Below are 21,825 nucleotides of genomic sequence, written 5' to 3' on the forward strand. Positions count from 1 at the left end.
CTCTCCTTACCTCGTTTTCATTAACAAGTAAATGAAATATGGTGTACTGACAATAGTTACAACAATCCCAACCGGAATTTCTGAGGGGGCAATTAAATTGCTTCCCATTATATCAGCCGCTTGCAAAATCGCCGCCCCGAGTAAAGCTGAGACCGGAAGCATTCGTTCATGTCTCGGTCCAACTATTCTTCTAGCCATATGAGGCGCGACCAATCCTAAAAAGGCAATTCCTCCTGCAGCTGCTACAGACAGTCCTGCTAAGCTGACAGCTAGCAGGAGTAAAATAATACGCTCCTTTTCAACAGGAGCCCCGAGCCCCTTAGCCAAGTCATCACCTAATGTTAATACATTTAAAGGTGACGCTTTATACAAGCTATATACGATTAAAAGAAAAATCCAAGGAGCTGTGGCCCCGACAAAGTTCCAATTTGCACTCCAAATATCTCCCGACAACCAAACCATAGCCTGCATAAAATCCTGCGGGTTCATTTGGACTTGAAAGAGAATGAGAGCAGCACTAAATCCAGCGTTCACACCAATGCCTACTAATATTAAACGAATCGGTTCAATGCCTCGTTCCCATGCCAATGCGTAGACAATCAGTGCAGCTAAAAAAGCCCCAACTAATGCAAATAAGGGAAGAATGTAAATGCTCCACCCGCTAAGAGAACCCATAGATGACTGGAAAAAGAAAATATATAATACGACAACAAAGCCAGCCCCTGTGTTAATCCCCAAAATCCCTGGCTCGGCTAAATCATTTTGAGTTACTCCTTGTAAAATGGCCCCCGAAACACTGAGCGCCATTCCAACTAATAAAGCAATAACAATTCCAGGAAGGCGAAACTGAAACAAGACAAGTTCTTGGCGTGAGTCACCTTCGCCTAGAAAAGTACGAAATACTTCAGAAGGACTTATTTGTATAGCTCCTAAATTTAAGCTCAAAAGAAAGAGAGACACATTTAAAATCAACAGCCCAATCATCCATAATGCAAAGTGAGTGCGTCCTTGTTCCATTACATGCTCCCCCTTTGTCCGCGCGCTAAATAAAGAAAGAAGGGAACACCAATAAAGGCTGTAATTGCACCAACAGGAGTCTCGTAAGGCGCATTCACAAGCCGCGCTCCAGTATCAGCGACCACAAGAAGCCATCCACCAAGAATAGCCGATACCGGTATGATTAACCGGTAATCTGAACCAATTAGAAAACGAGTAATGTGAGGAATAACTAATCCAATAAACCCTACGGTCCCCGCAACAGAAACAGCCGCTCCTGATAGTAAAAAAACAACAATAACTCCTAGAGATTTAATCAACATCGTATTTTGGCCTAACCCTTTAGATATGTCTTCACCGAGGCTAAGGACGGTCATCGATTTAGAAATCGCAACAGCGAGTATCATCCCCACAACTCCAGCTATTACAAGCACTTTCACAGAGGTCCAGCTCGTATTTGCCAATCCGCCTGCGTACCAAAAGCTCATTTGCTTTGCTACTTGAAAGTGGAGAGAAATCGCAGTGGATAATGAGCTAAGCATTCCTCCTATGGCAACTCCAGCAAGGGCCAATTTTACCGGGGTTAATCCCCCACTTGAAAAAGAACCGACCGCAATGACTAATAGCACTGCCATTCCTGCTCCAATAAAGGAAGCAATCATCATCCCAACATTGGATATTTCTGGGAAAAACACAAGGGCCACAATAAGAGAAAAAGCAGCTCCGTGAGTTACACCCATTACAGAAGGAGAAGCAAGTGGATTTCTCGTCAACCCCTGCATTACCGCACCTGATACCGCTAAAAACCCTCCAACTAATGCTGCACCTACTGCTCTTGGAAGTCTCAGCTCTTGAATTACCTGGTGATTTGTATTTAATGGATCAAAAGCTACAACAGCATTCCATACAGTTGAAATATCAATATCTGCTGCACCAAGGGCAACTGACCACCCCAACGAAACGATCAAACCGACAATCGCTAAAAAAAGGACGATAGCGGCTCGTCCCATCCGTTTCGGCTGACCCTCTTTATATTCTTCATTTACGTCACCCAATGTCACTCAACCCTTCTTGCACCCTCTTGCGATTAAACGTGTATATTTTAAATTGAGAATGATTATCACTCACAAGTATATGGGAGTTTAAATAAATGTTCAAGCAAACTTTATAAAATATAAATTGACTATTCATATGAAAATGATTATCATTATCGATAGAAGAATGATTACTTTATCATAGGAGGAAAATCATAATGAGAAACAGCTTTCTTTTTATAACTAGTTTGTTACTTATACTTAGCTTGGTTGCTTGCAGCAATGACGAGGAAGAATCTAGTGATTCAAATGAAGAGGAAAACGAACGTACCCTCGAGCATGCTTCTGGCGAAGTTACAATTCCTGAAAACCCGGATCATATTCTTGCTCCTTACTTAGAGGACTCACTCCTTGCCCTTGGAGAAAAACCCGCAGCCCAATGGTCTATTGGAGAGGATGTCATTGACTACCTTCAACCTCAGCTGGAAGATGTTCCAACCATTGAGTGGGACTTACCTCTAGAAGAAACATTAAATCAAGATCCAGATTTAATCATCTTCAGTTCCCCTTCATCTATTCAAAACGGATCGTATGAGGATTATGAAAGTATTGCTCCCACTTATGTGTATGAAGACGAAGTCAGCATGGACTGGCGTAAACAGCTGACACAAATGGGAGAAATTTTAAATAAACAGGATGAAGCTCAAGATGTCCTTGCAGATTTTGATGACAAAGTCGAAGAAACAAAAGCAACGATTGATGAGTCTATTGGGGACGAATCAGTAGCTTTTCTGTGGACGATGGGAGAAGAATTCTACATCTTTGAATCTACTCGCTACGGCGCAGAAGTTTTATATAACGAAGTGGGGCTGACTCAGCCTGAATTTGTAGAAGAGCTAGAGCAGGAGGAGCAGTGGAATCCGATTTCCATGGAAAAGCTAGGCGAGCTTGACGCCGATCATGTTTTCGTTATTGCAGAGGAAAATGAACCAGGTTTGGAAATTTTAGATGAAAGTTCCGTATGGCAAAGCATTCCTGCTGTAGAAAACGACCAAGTCTATACGATGAACGATCCAAGCCATTGGACGATCGATGGTGTACTCGCCCATGAAATGACTCTTGATGCCGTAAAAGATGCCTTAGCCGAGTAAAATTATTAAATGTAAAGATTGCGTAAACTTTGTTAAGTTTACGCATTTTTTATTGAATTTTATCTCTTACTATCGTATCTTGATATCGAAACACGATATCAGGAAGGAGGAGTTTTAGTGTTAAGAGATTTTTTCCTGGGGTCTATTAAGATCCACATCTTATACCACGCAGATGTTGAACCCATTTATGGAGCTTTTCTCATGGAAGAATTGGCCTCACATGGATACAACATCAGCCCCGGCACCTTGTACCCTACTTTAAAAAGCTTGCACGAGAACGGCCTCCTTCACAAATACGAAGAAACCGTGAACGGCAAAGTACGCAAGTATTACACAATTACCAAGGAAGGCAAACGTGTTCTTGAAGAAGGGAAGCAACAAGTGCGTGAACTCGCACAAGAAGTATTGCACGATGATTGGAATAGGAGGAATGACACGTGAGCAAACCGAAAGGCTCTTTAAAGGAAATCCTATTGGCTTCCACGAAGTTAGGATTTACTTCTTTCGGTGGGCCAGTAGCCCACCTAGCTTATTTTAAAGACGAATACATCGACCGCCGAAAGTGGCTGGATGATAAAACGTACGCTGACATTATTGCATTATGTCAATTTTTACCTGGACCTGCCAGCAGTCAAGTAGGAATTGCCATTGGTATGCTCCGCGGAGGTTTATTAGGAGGAATTGTATCATGGATCGGTTTTACCGTCCCTTCGATATTGGTGCTCATCTTCTTCGCCCTTATGTACCAGTCTTACGACCTTAGTGACGCTGGGTTTATCCAAAGCTTAAAAGTAGTAGCTGCTGCCGTGGTTCTTCATGCGCTTATTGGGTTAGGGAAAAAGTTAACACCTGATCGAACAAGAGTAGGAATCGCAATGGCGGCTGCGTTTATTATGCTGCTCTTTCCTTCAGCCTGGATGCAAATTGCTGTTATCTTAGCTGCAGGACTTCTAGGATCTAAGCTTTTCGCTAAAATAGCTGATACAAAAGTTGAACCTTTTCCTGTTACATTTTCTAAGAAAGCAGGAGCCGCTTCCTTGGCAATTTTAGTTAGTCTGCTCGCCTTTCTACCTTTGATTGCACGCGCGACAGACCATATGCTTGTTCAACTATTTGATACCTTCTTCCGTGTTGGCTCACTCGTGTTCGGAGGCGGACACGTTGTTTTACCGATGATTGAAAGAGAAGTTGTGCCTACTGGATGGATCGACTCTGGCGAATTTCTTGCTGGATACGGGATGGCTCAGGCTGTACCTGGACCTCTCTTCACGTTTGCCAGCTATTTAGGAACAATGATTGAAGGAGTCACGGGGGCAGTTGTTGCTACAATCGGAATTTTCCTCCCTTCATTCTTATTTCTAATTGCGGCTTTGCCTTTCCTAAATGAACTGAGAAAACGTTCGAAGTTCCAAGGGGTACTAATGGGTGTGAATGCGAGCGTAGTCGGAATTCTTTTAGCTGCATTCTATGATCCTGTCATCACAAGTTCCATTACAAGTAATGCAGACTTTGCGTTAGCCGCTATTCTATTTGCCTGCTTGCATTTCTTTAAAGTACCCGCTTGGGCGATTGTTCTGATCGGTGTGGGTGCAGGCTTCCTTATAAATTTGATATGATAGAACTAATTGTGAGCATGAAATCTAACGTTTCATGCTCAATTTTTGTTTTCCTTGTCGATAATAGAGGTAAATACTTATCAAATAGATGAAGCATGAAAGGAGTTCGTTGCGATATAAATCTACAGTTTTTGGGGGAATGGTTATGACGAACGAACAAACTCGTTATTCTCGATTAGCTCAGATTACTAAGTTAATCAACACAAATTTAGAATTAAGAGAGGCTTTAAAGCATGTGGTGACCGCAATCTCTGAAGAAATTGTCAGCTGTGATTCTGTGGGTATTTACCTCCCCCAGGAAGATGGCACGTATCGCGGATTTGTCGGAAAACCAGAGTTAATTAATGGCATGTCACTTGATATGCATGTCGTGGATACAACACATGACCATTTAGCCAAAGAAGTGATAGATACAAAAGAACCGATCTATATCCCTGACACTTCTAAAGATTCAAGGCCTGATCGAAGAGCTGTGGAAGCGTTTGGTATTAAATCACTACTCGTTCTCCCTATGGCATATGAAGACGAATTATATGGTCTTGTCTTCCTTTTTGATTATGGCATCCCGATGAATTTACAGCCCTCAGAAATTGAATCCATAGAAGCCTATGTCAATATGGCAGCCGTAGCTGTAAGAAATGCCAACAACTTAACGAAAAAGGAATCGTTAATTGCTGACAAACAGCTACTGTTAAACGTCACAAGAGAATTATCGTTGTGTTCTACTCTCCAAGAGGTAATGGATAAATGCTTTGAGTATCTTGGAGAGGTGCTAGGCAATTCAAATATTGGAGCCCACCTTTTAGATCCTGTCGCTCATCAGCATATTAACCCTACAAGCCTTAGTAAAGATAGTGATTGGTCTGAAGAAGATTGGATGCAAACTCACCGTCATCTAGATGTCGACTTTAAAAAAGATTTAGTCTTCCAAGAGGTTCTTTCAACGAAGAAATCCATTTTCATACCTGACACAGTAAATGACTCACGCCCCAATCATGAAGCTTGTCATCGCTTTGGTATTAAAGGGATGTACATGATTCCGTTAATCGCTACTGGGAAAGTTCTCGGTACTGTAGCCATCGTTAATCTTAAAGAAAAAAATTATACTTACCCTGACTCGGCCATGCAGCTAGCTGAATCCATTGTGGATGCCACTGCTCCCGTACTCTCCTATTTGTTATACATTGAGAAGCAAGAACTAATCATATCTGAACGCACCTCTGAACTAACCGAAAAAAACAATGAACTTGAGCGATTACTTAAAGAAGTTAAACATATAGGACGTGAGAAAGAGCTTATTCTAAACTCAGCAGGCGATGGAATTTTCGGACTGGATCTTAACGGGATGATCACGTTCTGCAACCCATCTGCTACTAATCTATTAGGCTACCAACACGAACAAGAATTAATTGGCCACTCAAGCCATCATATTTTTCCTAATTGTATGCTGGATGAATCCGGTAAGTTCTCCCCGACCATTTCAAGTGAAAATAATAAAGGGGCTGAGGAAGAATACTTTCATAAAAAAGATGGCCACCATTTCCCTGTCGAATTTGTTATTGCTCCTCAGATTGAAAATAAAGAAACGGTGGGTTACGTCGTGACGTTTAAAGACATTACCAACCGAAAACAAATGGAAGAGAAAATTAAATATCACGCGTATTACGATAGCATCACGAACTTGCCAAACCGCGTTCTCTTTCAAGACCGACTCCATCAAGCCCTTAAATATGCTGAGCTTTACGGACGAAATCTTGGCGTACTTTTTCTTGACCTGGATCGATTTAAGAAAATCAATGATACGTTTGGTCACACCTTTGGAGACAAAGTGTTAAAGAAAATTGCTGATTGTCTTCTTCATGCGCTTCCAAAGGAAACAACAGTATCAAGACAAGGCGGTGATGAATTTATTATTCTGCTTCCCAGCATTCAATCAAAGCAGGAAGCCAAGGACTGCGCCCGGGAAGTATTACAAGTCTTTTCCGATGCGCTGCACATAAACGGTCAAGAGGTCTCAGTAAAAACGAGTATTGGAATTAGCATATTCCCTGATAATGGAATGAACTCTGAACAATTAATCAAACATGCGGATGTGGCCATGTACAAGGCAAAAAAACTATCAGGAAACCAGTTTCAGCTATACGATCCAGAATTAGAAGATCGAACTGTTGAAAGTGTTGAATTTGAAAATGACCTCTATCGAGCTTTAAAAAATGACGAGTTAACCGCTGTTTATCAACCGAAATATGATTCCTTGAAAAATGTCATCGTTGGTGTGGAAGCTTTACTTCGCTGGAATCGACCGAATAAAGGCGTGATTAAACCGAGGGACTTCATCCCTTTGGCAGAAGAAACAGGCTTAATTATTCCAATGGGAGAATGGATTTTGCGTAAAGCATGTGCGCAAACCAAGGAATGGCACAACCAGGGATTTGAGCACATGGCTGTATCTGTAAATTTATCTCCACAACAGTTTAACCAGGAGGAGCTCGTAGCCAATGTTAAACAAATTTTAGAAGATACAGAGCTTCCTCCTTCCTGTTTAGAACTAGAACTGACGGAAAACTTAATTATTCACAATACGAAAAAAACACTCAATGTCATACACCAGCTTAGGGAGCTTGGAGTGAAAATATCAATTGACGATTTTGGCACAGGATACTCTTCTTTAGGCTATTTAAAAGACTTCCCTGTGGACACGCTGAAAATAGACAAAACGTTTATTGATGAGCTACCCGAGAACCCAAACAACGCAGCGATCACAAACACCATCATTACCTTAGCTAACAGTTTACAACTAGATGTGATTGCCGAAGGAGTCGAAAAGAAAGAGCAAGTAGAATATTTAAATGCTCACGGCTGCCATCTCATCCAAGGGTATTATTTCAGTAAGCCTCTAAAGGCAGAAAATGTTATGCAACAAATGTATAGTCAATATCTTTAGAAATGAGGGTCATACATGAAATCTGTGAAAGCTGTAGTTGATTATTTAAAAAGTGGGAATGTGTCTTATATTTTCGGGATACCCGCAGGTTCAGTTAATGCTTTTTTTGACGAGCTATATGAAACACCTGAAATTACGCCTATTGTAACAAAACACGAAGGAGCGGCCTCCTACATGGCTGCTGCTTATGCCAAATACTCAAATGAAATTAGTGTTTGTATAGGAAGCAGTGGTCCAGGCGGGACCAACCTGGTTACAGGGGCAGCTAATGCGATGAGAGAGCATTTACCTATTCTTTTTCTTACGGGTTCTGTACCCGTTCATACAGTGGGGTTAAATGCTTCCCAAGAGCTCGATGCCCATCCAATCTATGAATCTGTCACCAAGTATAGCAAGCGCGTCGATCACGCTGAAGACTTACTGGATGAAATTCATAAAGCGGTAGAGATTGCTGTCTCAGGCGTACCTGGTCCTGTTCATATCGCTATGCCCATTGATGTACAACTTCAACAAGTGGAGAAGCGGGCGCTTCCTCCTTTCCCTAAACGTACTCCCCTTCTGCCAGAGGACGCTGTTATTGAAAAAGCCATTAAACGGATAACCTCCTCTTCTAAAGGCTTTATATTTGCTGGACAAGGCGTACGGGGAGCGGTTCCCCATTTATTAGAATTAGCAGAACTATTAAAATGGCCCATTATTACTTCTCCTCAGGCAAAAGGCTTAATTCCTGACGACCACCCATTACGTAAAGGAATATTTGGTTTTGCAGGTCATGAGTCGGCTTCAGAACTTATTAATGAAGGAGATTATGATACGATTTTAGTGGTCGGGTCAAGTCTTGGAGAGACAGCAACGAACAATTATAATCCAAACATCTCCCAAAACAAAACGATGATTCAAATCGATTATGATGAGGAGGTATTTAATCGCAAATACCCTGTAGATACTGCCATTTTAGGAGATACAGAAGTGGCTCTCTCTTACCTTAATCAAAGTTTGCATCTATTAGGATATGAAAGAACCCTTTCTTCTCCTAAAAGCCGTCGGTTTGAAAATCTAACCGACGAATACAGTACCAAAAACGTAATCCTGCGACTTCAAGACTTATTACCGACAGACACGCGCTATACCATTGATATCGGAGAGTTCATGGCCTACGTGATTCACCACATGAACGTACTTGAGAATGATAGTTTCGATATCAACGTGCATTTTGGTGCCATGGGAAGCGGTATAGGCAGTGCCATTGGTTCAAAGTTAGCTGAGCCTAATCGTCCTACGGTTAGCATTACGGGGGACGGATGCTTCTTTATGCACGGCATGGAACTCCTTACAGCAAAAGAATATCAGATTCCCGTTCTTTTTGTGGTCATGAACAACGCTCGCTTAGGGATGGTTCACCACGGCCATTCTTTACAATATCAGCGCGCCCATGACCGCTTTTCCCAAGAACCCGTTGATATTTCATCCTTAGCTAAAACCCTCGGCATTCCGAGCGTTCGTGTCAACGACATGGAGGACTTAAATCAAGAGTCTATTCACCCTTTGCTGCAGCATAACGGTCCGACTATTTTAGAAATTGCTTTAGTCGATGATCGAGTTCCCCCTATGGGTGATCGTGTTAAGTTCCTATCATCATTTGGAAAATAAAAAAGAGCATACTTGAAGTATGTTCTTTTTTTATGCATGTGTAAGTTTCATTCGTTCGATAGAATAAAGGGTTTTAGGAAACGACTCCCTTTCCAAGGGCGAATGGTGTGCCTCCTCGGGCTTTATAGCCCTCCTGGGTCACACCTTATTCGTATCTCCCATAGGAGTGTCGCCGTTTCCTAAAACCCTTTTCCGATAATAGATCACTAGAAAAAAACACATACACAAGCTGTGCCCTTATGGAAACAAAGTTTGTAGCAGGTCATTCTACGAAGGTTTCAAGAGCCTCTTTTGATCAAAGGAACTTAAAAAAGTGACGACTCCTGCGGGATGAGGAGACTTTCTGTCTTTCCCGGCGGAAAGCGGCGCTTTTTCCTGTTCCTTTTCTCCACACAAAAATGCAGGACCCACCATATAACCCAATATTATATCTGTCTTAACTTTTTCAACAGCCTGAGCATAATTGAAGTATGCTGCTTATTTATGTCTAATTTATGAAACCTGACAAACGTGCTTGTACTTGTTTTCGTTTCCTTCTATCATAAATATGATTGAATTAACGGAAGGAATGAGCAAAATGAAAGTAAAGCTTTTCGCTATCAAAAGTTTACTTTTAACTACTTTCTTAATAGGGTGTGCGGGAGACCAAAATGAAGATACAAATCAAAACCATGAAGGGCACAGTCATGAGACTGCTGAAGGAGGAGACATAAGAGAAGAAACCTCCGGTTATGAAGTAATGCCTGCTTTTTTAGAAGAAAAACATGAAGATATCCAAAACATCTATGTCTCCGTTGCCCAAAATAAAGACTTATTAGAGAACATTCCGTGTTATTGTGGCTGTGGAGAAACAGTAGGGCATCGTGATAATTATGATTGCTTCGTTCATGAAAACCGAGAAGATGGATCCTTGGTATGGGATGATCATGGAACAAAATGCGGGGTGTGCTTAGAAATTGCAGCTCAGGCCATTATTGATTACCAGGACGGGAAATCAACTAAAGACATCCGCGATGATATTGATCAGCAATACGAAGATCGAGATATAGAACCTACCCCCACCCCTGAAGTTTAATGCATAATAAAAGCATCCATCCTCCCATAAAGGAGAACGGATGCTTTTGTTTTTGAAAATATAAATTTGCTTTTTAAAATCATTCATTATCCTCCTTTCGCCATTGTGCCTTTTATCATACCTTACCTATATGAGTCCCTCATCCTATCTGATTAACTCTCTGTTTAATATGTGAAATTTAGGGAATATTCAGTGTAATTGACAGATGAGAGGAGATGGCTTTTTGGAAACGTTCGAGAATTTTATCGCAGAAATATCAGACTTTTTATGGAATTACCCCCTTGCTATCATTTTAATTATTGGAGGCATTTTCTTAACAATACGCCTTAAATTTTTTCAATTTCGTTTTTTTGGTCACGTGCTGCACCAGACGATTGGTCAAATCTTTAAAAAGACAAAAAAAACAGGTACGATTACTCCATTTCAGGCTTTCACCTCTGCTTTAGCCTCTACAGCCGGAGCTACAAATATAGTAGGTGTCCCAGTCGCAATTTCCCTTGGAGGACCTGGTGCTTTATTTTGGATGTGGGTCATTGCCCTTATTGGAATGGCGACTAAATACTCCGAAATATTGCTTGGGTTAAAATACCGTGAGAAAAACGAAAAAAATGAATGGGTTGGCGGTCCGCAGTATTACATAAGAAAAGCCCTCGGCTGGCATTGGGTCGCTTCTGCTTTCGCCTTTTTCCTCATGATTGAATTAATCCCAAGTACGATGGTGCAATCGAACTCTATCGCTACCCAAACAGAAGGCGCCTTCGGATGGCCTGTTGAAATTACTGGTTTGATCATGTGTGCCGTCATCGCCATCGTAGTGTTTGGAGGAATTAAGAGAATCGGTAAAGTTACCGATAAAATGGTCCCGTTTATGGTTATTGTCTATGTTTCCGTTTGTCTATACATTTTAATCGTTAATATTGATCAAATTCCAAATGTGTTCGGATTAATCTTTACTCATGCCTTTACTCCGATTTCCGCAACGGGTGGTTTTGCCGGAGCTATGGTAGCTGAAGCTCTAAGATGGGGAATTGCTCGCGGTTTGTATTCTAACGAAGCAGGTCTTGGGACCGCTCCAATTGCTCACGCAGCAGCAAAAACCGACCACCCATCAAGACAGGCATTATGGGGCATTTTCGCTGTATTTGTAGATACCATTATCATTTGTTCGATGTCAGGTCTCGTCGTATTGGTCACTGGAGCCTGGCAGGATGTTGGTCCAGATAATGCATCTAACATGATCAACGTCGCACTGGCTACCGAATTTGGAGACACATTTGGCGGAGTGTTTATATCCGTTTTCCTTATTTTCTTCGTTATCACTACGATCGGTGTTCTCATCTTTTACGGAGAAAAACAAGCGGAATATTTATTTAACTTAAAAGCAGCAAGGCTCATGCGCATTGTCTATATTGTCGCTGTTTTCTTAGGAGCCATCGGTGGATTGCAGTTCGTATGGCAATTCTTAGATTTACTGCTCGCCTTTGTCTTGCTGGCTAATATCATTCCTCTGCTCTTCCTGCACAAAGAAATAGCTTCACTGACCGATGATTACGTTAATCGTGTGTATAAGAAGAAGACTAAAGACAAAAAAGTGAAACTGTTTGTTGAAGATGGTGATTAATTCATCCCCTGCTTCTCTTTTAGAGAGCAGGGGGTTTCATGATAAAAGACTTCTTCATGATATACTGCAACTTGAAAGTTTACTTGATTAAAGTTGGTGATTGAATGTTAGATACTCACGCACGAAAGATGGTTCAACCTCCCATCGAACATACGGCTAAATGGTTTCTTAATAAAGGCTTTTCGGCCAATCAAGTGACGATCCTTGCTTTGTTAGCAGGTGTAGGGACGAGCCTGTTATATGTATTTGGCTTTCCTATATTAGCCGTTCTTTTCTTATGGTTATCAGGATTTCTGGATGCTGTAGACGGCACGATGGCCCGTCATACAAAAACAACACCTTTTGGCACAGTGATGGATATTACTTTTGATCGAGTCGTAGAAGTGAGTATGATTGTAGCGATTGCATACGTTCATCCCGAAGTGTTATGGCCGTTGCTATTACTGACAGTTTCGATCGTTATTTCCATGACGATCTTTTTAGTTGTAGGGACGGTGTCAGAAAAAGCAGGGATAAAATCTTTTTATTATCAAGCTGGCTTAGCAGAACGAACAGAAGGCTTCATATTATTCAGCGTCATGCTGCTGTTCCCTAGTCTATTGTACTGGTCTACCCTTTTGTTTTTTGTAGTCGAATTATTTACCGGCGTCCAACGCTTCATAGAAGCGCGACGCATATTAACATAAGAAGAACCCGTTGGGTTCTCGGCATTTTTAGGACTTCGAATTAAGAAGTCCTTTTTATTTTTAACTAAAATATCTTGACTTCAAACTAATTTATGCATATAATAAGTTACATAAAGTAACTAGATTTTATTTTATAACTTGTTAGGAGGAATTTTATTTATGACTACACTGACTTTAGACAAAGTGCACAGTACATTAGATTTTCAAATTAAACATATGATGGTGTCCAAAGCAAAGGGTGAATTCGAGGATTTTGAAGTTGAATTCAATGGAGACCTGACAAACATCGAGTCCGCTGGTGTAAAAGTCACCATTCCAGTAACATCTATTAATACAGGAAATGAAGATCGTGACGGGCATTTACGTTCTGGAGATTTCTTTGAGGCTGAGCAATACCCTAATATGATTTTTGAAAGCAAGAAGATCAAAAAGATTTCAGATGATGAATACAAAGTAACGGGGGATTTCACAATTAAAGGTGTGACAAACGAAGAAACGTTTACTGTTGAATACAACGGCACATCAAAAAGTCCAATGGATGGCAGCACAGTTGCCGGCTTTGATGTAAGCGGAAAAGTAAATCGTGAGGCGTACGGCATGACTTACAACGCTGCCATGGAAACTGGCGGTGTGCTTCTTGGTAAAGATGTAAAATTTGAAGGCAACTTCGAATTTATTGTAGCTGAATAAAGTAAGATCCCGCCATTTGAGGCGGGATTTTTTATATTTTCACGCTACCTCCACTTATTCTCTTCACACCTCGGATGGATGAGATATCTTCAATTATTTTCAGTACGGCGCGGTCTTTTTGTTTTGCTTCAATCATGAAGTCAACGTCCTGTCCCAGTTTCTTTAATTCCTGTAACAGCGGTTTAATAAATTCAACATCTACAAAATCAGCATGACTTCTATATTCTTTCTGTGATTTCGGTGAAGATATATGAATTTTAGGAGGCATGTGGCTCCACGTTTGAAAGAACCTAGGCAGCAAGTCTTCCAGTCTTTCTTCTTGATCATGATTAGCCATGTAATGATGATAATCAAACATCATCGGAATTCTTTCTCTTTCACAGACTTGAAGGGTTTCTGTAGTTGTATAGGTTTTGTCATCATTCTCCAGCGTCATCTGCTGTTTAATACGGGCTGGAAGCTGCTTTAAGTTCTTATGGAAACGTTCAAGTGACTTTGTTTTATCTCCATAGGCTCCACCTACATGAAGGTTAATATGCCCTTCCCTTTCTAATCCCATCGCTTTAAGTAAACGATAATGATATTCCATATCTTTTACCGCATTTTCCGTAACATGAGGCTTATCACTCGTAAAGAGCGTAAATTGATTTGGGTGAAAACTTGTTCTTAACTTATGCGCTCGTACAAGTGCACCTATCGATTCGTATTCTTTTTGAAAAGGTGTAATGTAGTCGAACTCCACTTTATCGTGTGTGGCCAATGGAACTAAAGATGAAGAAAACCGATACAATAGAATTTCGTGCCCAATATTATAGTGAAGCGCGCGTATGGTGTGCTGAAGATTCGTTCGCGTAATGTGCTCCAGCTGATCTTCGCGCTCGGGTGAGGAGAGTTTTTGATAACGGGCAAATGTCATCGTTTTTGAAGGGGTAGCATCGTATAAGTTCAACGCGTTCGCGACATACCCAAAGCGAATTTTCATAAAAGGACTCCTTTATTATTCATTGCTTAGTATGTTTCCCTGTTCGTTATCTTTTTAAAAGTACACGAGCACGTTAGACGGTTCATATTTTTTAGTTTATGGGGATTACCACCTTTTATGGCGTTAAGTCGTTATTTAAGGGAAGTGATTTATTCCATTAGAAAAGGACGCACGTGGCGTCCTTTTCTTTTTTCCTATAGTGAATTTTATACAGGTTCTCCACTCGTTACGTAATCGACATCAAACCCCAGATCTTTAAGCATCTGATGGTCCTTCGTGCCTTCCTGACCTGCAGTAGTTAAATAATCACCTACAAATATAGAATTGGCTGGATATAGACCAAACGGCTGCAAGCTTCTAAGGTTCACTTCTCGACCTCCTGAAATTCTAATCTCTTTCGTTGGATTAATGAAGCGGAATAAACAGAGTACCTTTAAACAGTAAGTTGGTGTTAATTCATCGGTCCCTTCTAATAACGTTCCGTCAATAGCATGAAGAAAGTTGACAGGAATAGAGTCAGCATCCAGTTCTTTTAACGCACGAGCCATGTCAATAACGTCTTGTTTCGTCTCCTTCATCCCGACGATCACTCCTGAACACGGAGAGATGCCCGCTTCTTTAGCATGATTCACGGTATCAACACGGTCGTCGTAACTATGGCTGGTCGTAATATTGTCATGATGGTTCTCTGACGTATTAATGTTGTTATTATAACGATCCACTCCAGCTTCTTTTAACCGCTTCGCTTGATCAGGCTTCAACAAACCTAGACATGCACATACTTTCATATCATATTTATCCTTAATTTCTTCTACGGCTGACGTCACGATATCGAGTTCACGCTTGGAAGGGCCTCTCCCACTCGCCACAATACAATATGTTCCTGACTTCAGCTTATGGGCTTGTTCAGCCCCTTCAATGATTTGTTCTCGGTCCATCATTCGATATTTTTGAATCGGAGCTTTTGAATCTCTAGATTGTGCACAATATCCGCAGTTCTCCGGACAAAACCCAGACTTTGTGTTAATGATCATATTGAGCTTAACGTTGTTTCCGTAATAATGTTTTCGAACGAGGTACGCGCTATAGAGCAATTCCAAGAGTTCATCCGTATGACACTCGAGCACTTCTAATGCTTCAGAATTGGTAATTTCTTCGCCTTGTATAACTTTTTCAGCTAATAGTTTCCAATCTCGCATATTTCCCCACCTCTACGCAATTTTTTCACGATTACGAAATGAACTTTTCCTTACAACACTTCTTTCTAAGCGATACGCCAGTAAACCAGCAAAGATAGAAAGAACAATATCTTTTGGCAAAGGAACCATCATCCATGACCAGACCAGTGTGTAGGTTAACCCTTCAGGAGCTTCGAACCAGAAAAGGTATGCGGCATACATCCAATTGGTCCCTATAATATAATTGAGCACCATGGCCACTAAAGATGCGGCTACATACATCTTTACACTTCGCTGACGTTCTGCCATTTTTCCAGCTATGTAAGCAATGAGTATATAAGAAACAATAAATCCAAAGGTTGGGGTAAATAACACAGTTAATCCCCCTTTAAATTGAGCAAATACAGGTGCTCCTATTAAACCTAGCAGCATATACACAAACAACGACAGTGCCCCTAACCGGCTCCCTAAGATTAAACCTGCCAGGATCGCAAAAAAGGTTTGCAAGGTAATAGGAACTCCGCCAACTACCATAAAAGGAGCAATTGATGTAATGTTAGCTCCGATTGTCATCATCGCAACAAAAAGACTCCCCATCGTTATTTCCATAGCACTCCAACTTCTCTTCGTTCTCATGTTCTTCCCCCTCCTATTTTATAAATTAAGCATAGAAGAAAATCTATCAATATGTCAACTTTAATTAGTGTAGGTTAACATTAATCCATTAAAAAAGGACGCTCATTGGCGTCCTTTCAGGCTGTCGAAAAAGCTTGGATGGAGGTTGTAGACAAGGTATCAATCGGTTCCTCCTTTATGGTCTGGAGAAAAGGAACAGGAAAAAGCGCCGCTTTCCGAGGAGGCTGAGGCCGTGCCCGCTTATAAGCGAAGAATGTTGACGAAGCGGTGACTGCAAAATACAGAAAGACCCGATCCAATTCGAATGAATGGTTCGGGTCTTTCTCGGATGAATATCGTTTTGTCCCAGCCTATTCCTTAATTATCTCACGTTCATTTCACTTGGCTCAGGCCCTTTTCGTTCTCCACGATCAAGTTCATTGATGTGACTCATATCTTCGTTTGTTAACTCAAAATCAAAGACATCGAAGTTTTCTTCAATACGAGACGGCGTAACGGATTTAGGGATGACGACTGTGTCATTTTGTAAATGCCAGCGAATAATGACTTGAGCTGGCGTTTTACCATGCTTTTCAGCAATTGACTGAATCGTATCATGATTTAACACTTCGCCACCTTGCATAAGAGGGCTCCAAGCTTCTACTAGAATGCCATTCTCACGGCAAAATTCTTTTAGCTCATTTTGTGCAAGGAACGGATGGCATTCTACCTGGTTAATGGCAGGTTTAACATCACACTCATCCAGTAAACGCTGCAAGTGATCAATGTTGAAGTTACAAACACCAATTGCTTTCGTCTTTCCGTCTTTTTGCAGTTGCTCAAGCGCTTTATACGTTTCTACGTAATCATCATATTCAGGAGTCGGCCAGTGGATTAAATACAGATCCACGTAATCAAGACCAAGCTTCTCAAGACTTTCATCCATCGCTTTGATCGTTTGCTCATAGCCTTGGTCCGCATTCCAAACTTTTGTCGTAATAAAAAGCTCTTCACGAGGAACATCGCTTTTCGCAATGGCTTCACCGACTTGACGCTCATTTTTATAAATGGCCGCTGTATCAATTGAACGATAGCCTGTTTCAATCGCTTTTGTTACAGCTGGCACGGCATCCTTTTCTTCTACTTGCCATACCCCAAAACCAAGCTGAGGCATTTCAATTTTGTCGTGTAATTTAACTGTATTCATATGAAAATCTCTTCCTTTCTTGTAAAGGGTTACAGTGGTAGTGTAGCACAGGAATAGGCGTATCATCCTCTTTTCTGCTTGAGGGAAGTATGATGAGTCAGAATTGTAAAACAAACATTTTAAAAAAGAAAAATTTCGACAGTCGTCGAAATTCCATCATGTTTTATGGGTGAAAACCATACATTTATGGGCTTTTTGCCTCGCCCCTCCACCTTTAACTAAATACTTTTCGATATGAATCCGTTTCTTCTACGATATCGATCATTTCTTCTACCATTTCAGTCATTTTCTCAACATCGTCACCTGAATCACAGCTTGACCATTCAAATTTCTTTTCACTTCCATTTACGATTATCTTCAGTGAATACTCAGGCTTTGCTCGGCAGGTGCCTGCTAAGTCTTTTCCTTGCATGTAATTTTCCATCACGAGTAACTTGTAGATTTTATTTCGTTCTTCGTTAGTAAAATAGAAATCTTTTTTCTTCATGCTATTTGATTCAGACTGTACGGATAAAGAATGATCCACTGTGTCTACGGTCACTTGATTCCCTTTATCATAAGAGAATTTCAATTCAAACTGGTCTTGAGTATTAGAATCATGCGAAATAGTCAGCACGTCAATTGGTTTTTCACCTTTGCCACAGGTGAGTTGATAAACGGTTTCTTCTGAACGATCTTTACGTTCTATTCCTTTACACGTCTTCTCTACTCTTTCTCCTGCACTATAACGGTCATTTGAAGTATCGAGCTCATAGTCGATTTCTTCTCCATCATAGGATAAGTAAGTAAAGACGAGATCTCCTTCGGTGGTATAATGAACCACACGAACTTCATCGTCTTCATGTTCTTGAACATTTTTAATAAAGTCATCTAAATACTGTGTATTCGTGACTTTTCCATGGGTTTCAACGACATCTTTATCGCGTTTTCCCAAGTCTTCCGATTGATCGTAGATCCCAGCGATTTGATTTGAACAGCCAGCAACAAAAAACAACCCCACCCACACCAACCACTGGAGTTTCATTGGGTTTTTCACCTCTACCTATTTATGAAATTAACTTGAGATTTCATTCCTATTCTTCTATTTTCCTAAAAATGACAACCCAATTCGAACCCGTTCTTATTCCATACGCTTTAGCGAATGAACCTTGATTAATGGCTACGGCCATATTGTCTAGCGAGTTAATATAGACGAGTGGCTCCCCTTTATGGGTATCAGCAAATGAACGGCCAAATGTCATCATGTTTTTGTAGATGCTGCGTCCATCATGTTTAATTTCTACTTCGATCGTTCCCCCATAGGGAATGGCTAAAGTCTTAAAAAGCCCTCGACTGATGTTTGTCCACAGATTCCCGAACCTGATATCAAGGATGTCGATGATCCCTTCTACCTTGTTTTCCTCAGCAATCGCTTCTTTTACTGGCAGTTGAACAATACTACTAATCGGAAGCTCTGGCCCTACACCTTCAAACGAGATCACACCTGAAGCCAACCTTGCCCCTGTATAGGCATAAATATCCCGCCCGTGAAACGTGTAAGATTCCCCGGATTTCGGCAAACGATTAACCGATTCATCAATTTCCCTTACAGCTACAATACCTTCTGTACGTGAAATGTGCGTCAAACTTCCATTATCAGGAGTAATCACATATTGTCCAGACCCCGTTTCAACGGCTACGCTTCTTCGAGTTGATCCCACACCCGGATCGACAACGGAAACAAATACAGTGCCTTTCGTCCAATAGGTTACGGTTTGCCACAACCGATAAGAAGCATCCCAAATATCATAAGGAGGGATGTCATGCGTCAAATCAAAGATCTTCAACTCATGATCGACTGAATTCGCTACCCCGTGCATTGCACTAACCGCTCCATCACTAATACCAAAGTCTGACTGCAAAACTAATGCGTTCTTCATGCTGTTCCCCTCCCAATCTATCAAACCGACCATTTCTTTAATTATAGCTATGATACAGAATCTTCGGCAAAAAAACAATGAGATTCGTTCGACCTGATTGTATAAATTAATAGCTTTACCTACATTTGCTTTATTATTTAACCAGGTTTAATATTAACTTAATGAGATTTTCAAGGAGAGAAAGAAAGATGAATGACCAAGAAAAAATCGCCCTGATTACGGAACTTGAAGGGACTATGAGACATTTTATTAAAGAGTTCAGACGTCAATTAAATGAGCAATTAGGGGAAGGTTTTACGAGCAGCGAATTCGCCTTTCTTCGCGCCATACACGAAAATAGTGAACAAAATGTGTCATGTTTGGCTTCGACTCTTAATGTATCGAACAGTCATGCCACTTCTATAATGGATCGTCTTGAAGAAAAAGAACTGATCACACGAACTCGATCCAAACAAGATCGAAGAGTTGTTGTTTTTCAACTTACCACACGCGGAGAACACATCTTTGAAGAACTTCATGAAAAAAGAACAGTCTATATGCAAGAGCGATTTAAAAAGCTATCTAAAAAAGACCTCCAAGAATTGATTCGCATTTTTCATATTTTATAAACGAAGGGTGAAATCATATGGAACACCTAGAACATAAACAAAAAGTAACCATAATGATTGCGATTATGGCTGCCATGTTATTTGCTGCCCTTAACCAGACAATTATAGGAACAGCTTTGCCCATTATTGTGGCCGATATCGGTGGAATGAGCTATTTTAATTGGGTTTTCACCATCTATATGTTGGCCTCTAGTATTACAGCTATCCTTGTCGGAAAGCTATCTGATACATATGGAAGGAAACCTTTCATACTTACAGGGATCGGTGTATTTATTATCGCATCCCTTCTTTGCGGCCTATCGGCCAATATCTTTCAGCTTATTATTTTCCGAGCCATCCAAGGACTGGGAGGCGGGATGATCATCTCCACCTCATTTACAGCCATTGGAGACCTTTTTCCCCCTCGTGAACGTGGCCGCTGGCAGGGAATGATGGGGTCAGTATTTGGGTTAGCAAGTGTCTTCGGACCAACGCTTGGTGGCTATATTGTGGATACGTGGCAGTGGAACTGGGTGTTTTGGGTCTTTCTTCCGTTTGGAATTGTCGCTTACGCGATGATTTGGAAGATGTTTCCTAAGGTTTCACAAAACGAAAAGAAAACGGTGGATTTCCTTGGGGCTACTATGTTAACTATAACGATTGTTCCTTTACTATTGGCTTTTTCTTGGGCGGGGCAAAATTATGCTTGGGATTCCATCGTCATTATAGGATTATTCTCATGGTCTACGTTAACCTTAATTTTATTTATTATGATCGAACGAAAAGCTGAGAATCCTGTCATCCCACTCCACCTATTTAAAAATAGCATCTTTTCCATATCCAATATGACCGGCTTGCTAATGGGCATGGGAATGTTTGGGGCCATTATGTATATGCCCTTCTTTATTCAAGGCGTCCTTGGTATTTCAGCCACAAGCACCGGATTTATCATGATGTCTATGATGCTCAGTATGGTTCTCACTAGCACGATTGGCGGCCAATTAATTACTAAAACCGGGCGTTATAAAGTATTCGCTATCCTCGGGCTGCTCATTATGGCGGCAGGCATGTTTTCGATGTCCTTTATGACGATAGAAACAACGGTTGTTGGAGTGGTACGTAACTTAATTCTCGTGGGGTTAGGACTCGGCCTCACCTTTCCTGTTTTAACGTTAACCGTACAAAACGCGGTCGATCACCAATACCTTGGGGTCTCCACTTCAGCTTCACAATTCTTTCGTCAAGCCGGTGGTACAATGGGCGTCTCTATTATGGGGTCCATTATGAATATGATTATGGGAAGAGAAATGGCTAATGTGAACTCGGCCAACACAGCTGAACTACAAGACCCACAAGTCTTAATGGATCCAAACCAGATCAGTGCGTTAAAAGAAACGACCTCTTCTCTTTCCTCTAGTCAGTTTGATGAAGTGATAACCTCTATGCGAGAGGTATTGAGTCATGCCTTAAACGGGTCTTTCTTATTCGGTACCTTCATCTTAATAGGAGCCTGGATATTAATTTTATTCTTAAAAGAAATTCCATTACGATTAACGAATCAATCGTCTGCATCAAATAAAGAAGAAAAATTGAGCTCTTAAAAAAGAAAAGGCCGCTCTTAGGCGGCCTTTGATCTATTACTCAGCGTAAAAAGCTAATTCTTCTTCAATTTTTACACGTATTTTATCAAGAGCTTCTTCTGGAGTATCAGCAAACACTCGCGTGCCGTTCACCATAGCGTATGGTTTGATAGCACATAACCCGCAAAAGGAGAGGCATTCGTTCATCAGTACGGCAACATCTGGATACTCCTCTTCTAAAATGGCCTCAATATCTAGTTCATTTATCAAATTTCCATCACACACTTCAACAAC

General features: G+C 41.0%; 20 protein-coding genes. 11 read left to right on the forward strand and 9 right to left on the reverse strand.

Annotation, left to right across the window (positions count from 1 at the left end; translation table 11 throughout):
- Window positions 1-6: 6 nt before the first annotated feature.
- Together IEV27_RS18485 and IEV27_RS18490 are read right to left on the reverse strand one after the other, a co-directional pair.
- On the reverse strand, window positions 7-984 hold the full coding sequence (locus IEV27_RS18485; RefSeq protein ID WP_373868129.1) for a FecCD family ABC transporter permease: 978 nt from the start codon (window positions 982-984) through the stop codon (window positions 7-9).
- A 32-nt stretch (window positions 985-1,016) separates the two neighbouring features.
- Window positions 1,017-2,006: a FecCD family ABC transporter permease gene (locus IEV27_RS18490; RefSeq protein ID WP_188379071.1), complete on the reverse strand. Its 990-nt coding sequence runs from the start codon at window positions 2,004-2,006 to the stop codon at window positions 1,017-1,019.
- Between the two features lie 242 nt (window positions 2,007-2,248).
- Here IEV27_RS18490 and IEV27_RS18495 point away from each other — a divergent pair, with 242 nt between their 5' ends.
- From IEV27_RS18495 to IEV27_RS18535, 9 genes are all read left to right on the forward strand, one after another.
- On the forward strand, window positions 2,249-3,181 hold the full coding sequence (locus IEV27_RS18495; RefSeq protein WP_188379002.1) for an ABC transporter substrate-binding protein: 933 nt from the start codon (window positions 2,249-2,251) through the stop codon (window positions 3,179-3,181).
- Between the two features lie 117 nt (window positions 3,182-3,298).
- Window positions 3,299-3,622, forward strand: a complete 324-nt coding sequence (locus IEV27_RS18500; RefSeq protein ID WP_188379003.1) for a PadR family transcriptional regulator — start codon at window positions 3,299-3,301, stop codon at window positions 3,620-3,622.
- Window positions 3,619-4,797 carry a chromate efflux transporter gene (gene chrA, locus IEV27_RS18505; protein ID WP_188379004.1) on the forward strand — a complete coding sequence of 393 codons (1,179 nt, stop codon included), beginning with the start codon at window positions 3,619-3,621 and terminating at the stop codon, window positions 4,795-4,797. The genes IEV27_RS18500 and chrA overlap by 4 nt, the downstream gene beginning before the upstream one ends.
- Window positions 4,798-4,942: 145 nt before the next feature.
- Window positions 4,943-7,741 carry a bifunctional diguanylate cyclase/phosphodiesterase gene (locus tag IEV27_RS18510; protein WP_188379005.1) on the forward strand — a complete coding sequence of 933 codons (2,799 nt, stop codon included), beginning with the start codon at window positions 4,943-4,945 and terminating at the stop codon, window positions 7,739-7,741.
- Between the two features lie 15 nt (window positions 7,742-7,756).
- The gene (locus tag IEV27_RS18515) at window positions 7,757-9,391 is read left to right on the forward strand and encodes a thiamine pyrophosphate-binding protein (RefSeq protein WP_188379006.1); all 1,635 of its coding nucleotides are present in this window, start codon (window positions 7,757-7,759) and stop codon (window positions 9,389-9,391) included.
- Window positions 9,392-9,968: 577 nt separating this feature from the next.
- Entirely contained in the window at window positions 9,969-10,466 is a 498-nt protein-coding gene (locus IEV27_RS18520) for a PCYCGC motif-containing (lipo)protein (protein ID WP_229735421.1), read from the forward strand.
- 223 nt (window positions 10,467-10,689) lie between these two features.
- A complete protein-coding gene (locus IEV27_RS18525) occupies window positions 10,690-12,087 on the forward strand; it encodes an alanine/glycine:cation symporter family protein (protein ID WP_229735422.1) in 1,398 nt (465 codons plus the stop codon).
- Window positions 12,088-12,191: 104 nt separating this feature from the next.
- The gene (locus tag IEV27_RS18530; protein WP_188379009.1) at window positions 12,192-12,773 is read left to right on the forward strand and encodes a CDP-alcohol phosphatidyltransferase family protein; all 582 of its coding nucleotides are present in this window, start codon (window positions 12,192-12,194) and stop codon (window positions 12,771-12,773) included.
- 159 nt (window positions 12,774-12,932) lie between these two features.
- Window positions 12,933-13,463, forward strand: coding sequence for a YceI family protein (locus IEV27_RS18535; RefSeq protein ID WP_188379010.1), 531 nt, complete (start codon window positions 12,933-12,935; stop codon window positions 13,461-13,463).
- Window positions 13,464-13,494: 31 nt separating this feature from the next.
- On the opposite strand, the gene uvsE is transcribed toward IEV27_RS18535, so the two are convergent.
- The 6 genes from uvsE to IEV27_RS18565 all read right to left on the reverse strand — a co-directional run bounded on the left by uvsE (window position 13,495) and on the right by IEV27_RS18565 (window position 19,364).
- Window positions 13,495-14,445 (reverse strand): UV DNA damage repair endonuclease UvsE, encoded by a 951-nt coding sequence (gene uvsE, locus IEV27_RS18540; RefSeq protein ID WP_188379011.1) that lies wholly within the window; start codon window positions 14,443-14,445, stop codon window positions 13,495-13,497.
- 206 nt (window positions 14,446-14,651) lie between these two features.
- Window positions 14,652-15,644, reverse strand: coding sequence for a biotin synthase BioB (gene bioB / locus IEV27_RS18545; RefSeq protein WP_188379012.1), 993 nt, complete (start codon window positions 15,642-15,644; stop codon window positions 14,652-14,654).
- Window positions 15,645-15,656: 12 nt separating this feature from the next.
- Window positions 15,657-16,259 carry a biotin transporter BioY gene (locus IEV27_RS18550; RefSeq protein ID WP_188379013.1) on the reverse strand — a complete coding sequence of 201 codons (603 nt, stop codon included), beginning with the start codon at window positions 16,257-16,259 and terminating at the stop codon, window positions 15,657-15,659.
- A gap of 361 nt (window positions 16,260-16,620) precedes the next feature.
- Window positions 16,621-17,445: an aldo/keto reductase gene (locus IEV27_RS18555; protein ID WP_188379014.1), complete on the reverse strand. Its 825-nt coding sequence runs from the start codon at window positions 17,443-17,445 to the stop codon at window positions 16,621-16,623.
- Between the two features lie 214 nt (window positions 17,446-17,659).
- Window positions 17,660-18,469 carry a DUF4362 domain-containing protein gene (locus IEV27_RS18560; protein WP_188379015.1) on the reverse strand — a complete coding sequence of 270 codons (810 nt, stop codon included), beginning with the start codon at window positions 18,467-18,469 and terminating at the stop codon, window positions 17,660-17,662.
- A 49-nt stretch (window positions 18,470-18,518) separates the two neighbouring features.
- Window positions 18,519-19,364: an SAM hydrolase/SAM-dependent halogenase family protein gene (locus IEV27_RS18565; RefSeq protein WP_188379016.1), complete on the reverse strand. Its 846-nt coding sequence runs from the start codon at window positions 19,362-19,364 to the stop codon at window positions 18,519-18,521.
- 188 nt (window positions 19,365-19,552) lie between these two features.
- Between IEV27_RS18565 and IEV27_RS18570 the strand changes: the two genes are divergently transcribed.
- Both IEV27_RS18570 and IEV27_RS18575 read left to right on the forward strand, forming a co-directional pair.
- Complete coding sequence (locus IEV27_RS18570) at window positions 19,553-19,972, forward strand: MarR family winged helix-turn-helix transcriptional regulator (protein ID WP_188379017.1); 420 nt, start codon at window positions 19,553-19,555, stop codon at window positions 19,970-19,972.
- Window positions 19,973-19,989: 17 nt separating this feature from the next.
- Window positions 19,990-21,552 carry an MDR family MFS transporter gene (locus IEV27_RS18575; RefSeq protein WP_188379018.1) on the forward strand — a complete coding sequence of 521 codons (1,563 nt, stop codon included), beginning with the start codon at window positions 19,990-19,992 and terminating at the stop codon, window positions 21,550-21,552.
- Between the two features lie 36 nt (window positions 21,553-21,588).
- Here IEV27_RS18575 and IEV27_RS18580 read toward each other — a convergent pair whose 3' ends face one another.
- Window positions 21,589-21,816 (reverse strand): YuzB family protein, encoded by a 228-nt coding sequence (locus tag IEV27_RS18580; RefSeq protein WP_188379019.1) that lies wholly within the window; start codon window positions 21,814-21,816, stop codon window positions 21,589-21,591.
- Between the last annotated feature and the right edge of the window lie 9 nt (window positions 21,817-21,825).

It is taken from the genome of Halobacillus andaensis, from assembly GCF_014636475.1.
GTDB lineage: Bacteria > Bacillota > Bacilli > Bacillales > Halobacillaceae > Halobacillus_A > Halobacillus_A andaensis.